This is a genomic window from Campylobacter gastrosuis, from assembly GCF_030249845.1.
GTDB classification, from domain to species: Bacteria; Campylobacterota; Campylobacteria; order Campylobacterales; family Campylobacteraceae; genus Campylobacter_A; species Campylobacter_A gastrosuis.
Genome location: NZ_JANURM010000036.1, coordinates 1 through 4,790, shown reverse-complemented (window position 1 = coordinate 4,790; position 4,790 = coordinate 1). Strand labels below are relative to the sequence as shown.

Genomic DNA, 4,790 nt, shown 5'->3' with positions numbered 1-4,790 from the left:
GTTTGTGGTATAATGTCATCATTAGCCTTTACAGAATATGATTTTTCATCAGCCTTGCCCAGCGATATTTTTTCGGACTGGGGTGCAAAGTGCGGCGCCTTTGCCTGTAAAGGCTCATTATTCTTTTGTAATCTTGCCAACTCGTTTTTATTTGAGCTTATTGTTGCGTGTCCGATTTTACCGCTATCTTTTGCTACTGCGATTTTACCCATTTTGCCACTTTTTAGCTCTTTTGCGATTAAAGCCATATCGTCTCGGTTGTTTTTAAAAAAATGCGTTGGATTGTCCTTAATCTCTTTTATCACTCTAAACACGTCCGCTTCACTTTTAAACATTTCGGGGTGTTTTATGGCTAGGCTTTTTAAATTTGCCACCCATTCATCGTTTAATACGCCACTTAAATCATTAATCCACTGCTCGGCTTTAAAGTTTTGCTCTGCGTATTGATATGGCTTACTCTCGCCTACGATATTAAAATTTTCGCCTTGCCTTTGCAGTGCATTAAGCTCATCAACGCTTGGATTTTTATTTACGCTTATGGCGTTTGTCGCTTCTTTTGCTTCTTGCTTTGGCGTTAAATCATCACGTGCGGTTAAAAATTTAGTTAGCTCCGCTCTTATGCTATTTGGCGTATTTGGGTCAGTTGCGATTTTTGTTAGGTTGTTTATAAAGCCGTTATAGTTTTTTGATTTTAAAATCGCCTGTTCTACGTGGTGGATTAGTGCTGGTTGCCTACCGATTATCGGGGCAAATCTTAGGGCTGTTTTTATTGTGCGGTTTGCTAACATCGTGTAAATTCTAGTGATAGGATTTTGGCTTATGCCTTGACTTAATTTTTCGCCGTTTTTGTAAGCTCCCATTGCCTTTGCTAGGTTTATGTCTTGTCCGATTAGTGGCTCTAATTTATTAAGCAGATTTATAAAATTTTTTGCGTCGCCACTTCTAAAATTGTGATTACTTACGGCTTTTATAACTTTTTTTATGTCTAGCACTTTGCCATTTGTGCCTAATTGATAAGTGTATTCATTTAAGGCTTTGTCTAATAAGCCAAGCTCTATTTTTGCGATATCTTTGTCGCTATGCTTTGATAAAAAGCTATCTACGCTATTATTTGGGGCTTTTTCGTCTGTTACCTTACTTATGGCTTTAATGACGCTATCCTCGCCCTTATCTGTATTTTGTGCTGTTTTAAACCACTTGCTATCTGCGATTTGCTTCATATCTTTATACTCAGATACCATTGTCTTATAAAGGTTTTTTGCTTCGTTTTGTAGTGGGGATTTTGTTAAAATATTGTCTAAAATGTCGCTTTCTACATAATCTTTAATGCTTCTTGCTATGCGTTTTACGCTGTTTTGCTGGGTGTCTGCTATTAGGTCGTTTAGCTCAGCCCTTAGCCCATTTACTCCACTTATATCTATCTCTTTACCATTTGCTAAATTTTCTAAGATATTTTTTAGCTTTGTGTTAGCTACACCGCCCCATTCTCTTGCTTTTAATTCAGCGATATTATCTAAAAACTGCCCGCTAGTTGGTATCTCATTAAGCGTCGTTTTTATATCGCCTATGCTATCCTCTAAGGCTTTTAATCCGTCGTTAAATTCTTGCTTTACCCTTGCTTCGTAACTTGTCGCCATATCTTTTACAGATATGTCGTCCGCTCCCTTTAATGCATTGAACTCATCTAAAATTTTATTTGCGTCAGCTGTGATTATCTCATTCATTCTATTTGCTGCCGTTGCGTTTGAGCTTAGTGCGTTACTTGCGATTTGTGCTACTCTTTCATTAGCTCTTGCTGCGGTTAAAAAGTCGCTTTGGTTTTTTGTTATCTCATCATTTTTAAAAAATATATTTTGTGCTGTATCTACGGCGTCTTTTGCTAAATTTACGCCTTTTTGCGTCCATTCTTTGCCCTTTTGTAGTAGCTCATTATTAGCGTTAAAATCATCTACTTTTTGCCCTGCTTTTTCTAGCTCCTCTTTTGCTACACTAGTTAAATATGAGCCGTCATTAATATCTACTCTTACGCCCATTTCGTCAGCTTGTCTTAAAAGCTCGTCTAAATTTTCTTTGCCGCCGACTTGTTCCTGGACTTCTTTTAACGCTCCGCCTACGTTTTGTTCTCTTAATGTCTTTAAAATAGGCATATAATCAGCCACTTTGCCTATCGCTTCGGCTGAAATTTTACCAGTCGCTTTAAAGCTTTTAATAGCAGGACTTAAAAGCTCAGCAAGTCCAGCCCCTAAGGCTTCGTTACTAGCTCCGCCAATAACTGCTTTTATCGCTTCATCTACTTTAAAATCGCCGTCTGTGTCGGCTATATTTCTTGCATAATCCGCTCCCGCTCCTACTCCGCCAAAACCTGCTCCATAAGTTAAAGCTCTTGCTGTTGCTGGTGCTAATAAGCTTCTTACCGCTCCCCCTGCTACCGGGCTTTTTGTAGCAAGTGCGACCGCTGTGCCACCAAGTGAGCCTATTAATTCGTTAGCATTTGCTCCCAAAAGGTCTAAAAAATCGGGCGTAATATCTTTTATCTCGCCATTTTTTAGCTTAACGCCGTATTTTATCTCGCCGTTATGATTTGCCATAAATGGCTCATAACCTAGCTCTTGTGCTGTTTTTATAAAAATATCTTTTGTTTTTTCTGCGTCCGCTTTTCTTTCATCATCGCTTTTAAATAATCCGCCTAGTGCGAAAGTGCCGTTATTTAAGGCTTCTTGTGCCGATAATGTGCGATTTATTTTTGATACGTCTTGCTGTGTTTTATAGTTATCTCTTACTTCATTAGTGCTTTTACCAGTTATGGTCGCTACTATGTTATCGGCTGCGTATTCAATAGGCGAGGTTATATCTTTATAAAAGCGTTTGCCGCTATCTATCACGCTATCAAACCAGCTTTTATTTTCGTGCGGTTTTATTTGGCTTAAATCAGGGGCTTTTGGTGCTTCATTTGTAAAGCTAACCACATTTTGGACTTGATTATTAGCTAAATTTTTGTTTTTATTTAATAAATGGCTGTTTATCTCATCGTGTGAATATCCAGCGTCTAGCGCCCCTTTATAATTAAATCCTAAATAGTTATTTATCTCATCATCACTATATCCTGCTTTTATAGCTCCGTTATAATCAAATCCCATTTTTCTTATCCTTTAAAAATTAAAATTATCAAGTGGTGGTCGGCTGTTTGTATTAGGTTTTGTAGCTGTGTTTTCAAGCTTATTCACCCCTTGCCACGAAATTTTACTTTCGCCCTTATCGCTAGGCTTATAAATAGCGTCCATAATCTCATTTTTTTGGCTGTTAAGAGTTTTTATTTTTTGATTAATTACGTATCTTTGATAAGGGTCTTTTGTGGCTTCTTTTTTGTTTGTCAAATCGCCAATTGTTGTATCAAAAATCCGCTCACTTAAACGCCTAGCCTTTAAAGCCGTGTCGTTATCAAAGAAAACGCCGTTTAAACTTACGCCAAGTTCTTTTGATAAATCTTGTATCTCTCTATCAGCCCTGCCCATTTTTGCTAACTGCACTCCTGCATTTGTTAGCATTTGCGTTAAATCCCTAGCTGACTGCGAGCCGTTATCTTTACCCCTCATCTCTTGCCACCAGTCGCCAACTCTGTCAATCAAGCCGTCAAAATTATCTAGCTCTTTGCCATAAGATTTAAAATTTTGCCCTGCTGTATTTAGCTTATTAGCCCCCTCTAAAATTTGGCTCATCTCTTTATCAAAGCCGTCATCTTTATTTAATTTGTCAGTGATATTTTTGCCCCACGTCTTATTTGTATTTACGTAATTTGCAAAATTTCGCATTGCCTTGTTTAAATCCACCTGCCCAGTATTCTCATCAAGTCCGCCAAAAATTGCCATAAATTGCTTGTTGTCCTTGTTGTTATTAAAATATTCAAGTGGGCTTAATCCGCCGTTAGCTTCGTTAATCTCTTGCTGTTTTGCCTTTATCTCATCTTGCTTTTGTGCCAAAAGTGCGTTTTTATAGGCGTTATTAAAGGCGTTTTGCTCTTGTCTTAACTTTATTTGCTCGTTTAGTTGTCTATTTTTAAACTCACTATCAGCGTTAAATTTATCCAAGTTAAATTGATACTCTCTGTCTGCGTTGTCTTTTTGCACTTGTCGCCACGCATTATTTGAGGCTAATTGCTCGGCTGCGTTATTTTCTACCGCTTCATTATGCCTTTTTGTTTCGCCTAAATTTGCCATTGCTTGATTTTTAGAAACGTTTGTTTTGTAAATATCCCAAAGGGCGCCTCCTAACGCCCCACTAGCTCCAATCACTCCGCTATCTGGTCTAAAATCCACTCTTTGAGGGTTATAATATGCCATTATTGCTCCTCCTCATCATCTTTTAGCCGTGCGTCCTTAAAAGCCTTGCTAAGTGCTGAATTAGCCCACGCATTTTCTAAATTTTGCTGAGCACGATTTTCTTTTTGTAACTCTCGCTGTGATAGCATTTTGTTAAAATCGTAAGCGTCCTTTTGCAGGGCAAAATTCTTTTTAGCCATTTTATTTTGCTCGTAGCCATTATAAAGCGCGCCTAGTGTGCCAAGTGCCGTTAATGCGTTACTTGTGCCGTTGTTGTCCGTGCCTTTTAGCCACTCCCATCCACTCTTTAAGCCGTTGCCAATAGCACTGCCAAGAGATGATAACCCACCTAAAAAATCCATTGTTACTCCTTGTTTTTTTTGTTTTTATAAAACCCAATTTTAAAGAGCGGTAAATCGCAAAGTAGCGTTAGGCTTAGGCTAGGCGTGGGCGAAAAATCAAACGGAGCGACCG

General features: G+C 38.4%; 3 protein-coding genes. All 3 read right to left on the bottom strand.

Annotated elements, in window-relative coordinates; genetic code table 11:
- The coding region (locus NYG85_RS11710) for a hypothetical protein (RefSeq protein WP_284938830.1) at positions 1-3,137 on the bottom strand (3,137 nt) is incomplete at its 3' end.
- A gap of 12 nt (positions 3,138-3,149) precedes the next feature.
- The gene (locus NYG85_RS11705; protein WP_284938829.1) at positions 3,150-4,337 is read right to left on the bottom strand and encodes a hypothetical protein; all 1,188 of its coding nucleotides are present in this window, start codon (positions 4,335-4,337) and stop codon (positions 3,150-3,152) included.
- Positions 4,337-4,678 carry a hypothetical protein gene (locus NYG85_RS11700; RefSeq protein WP_284938827.1) on the bottom strand — a complete coding sequence of 114 codons (342 nt, stop codon included), beginning with the start codon at positions 4,676-4,678 and terminating at the stop codon, positions 4,337-4,339. The genes NYG85_RS11705 and NYG85_RS11700 overlap by 1 nt, the downstream gene beginning before the upstream one ends.
- Positions 4,679-4,790 lie beyond the last annotated feature (112 nt).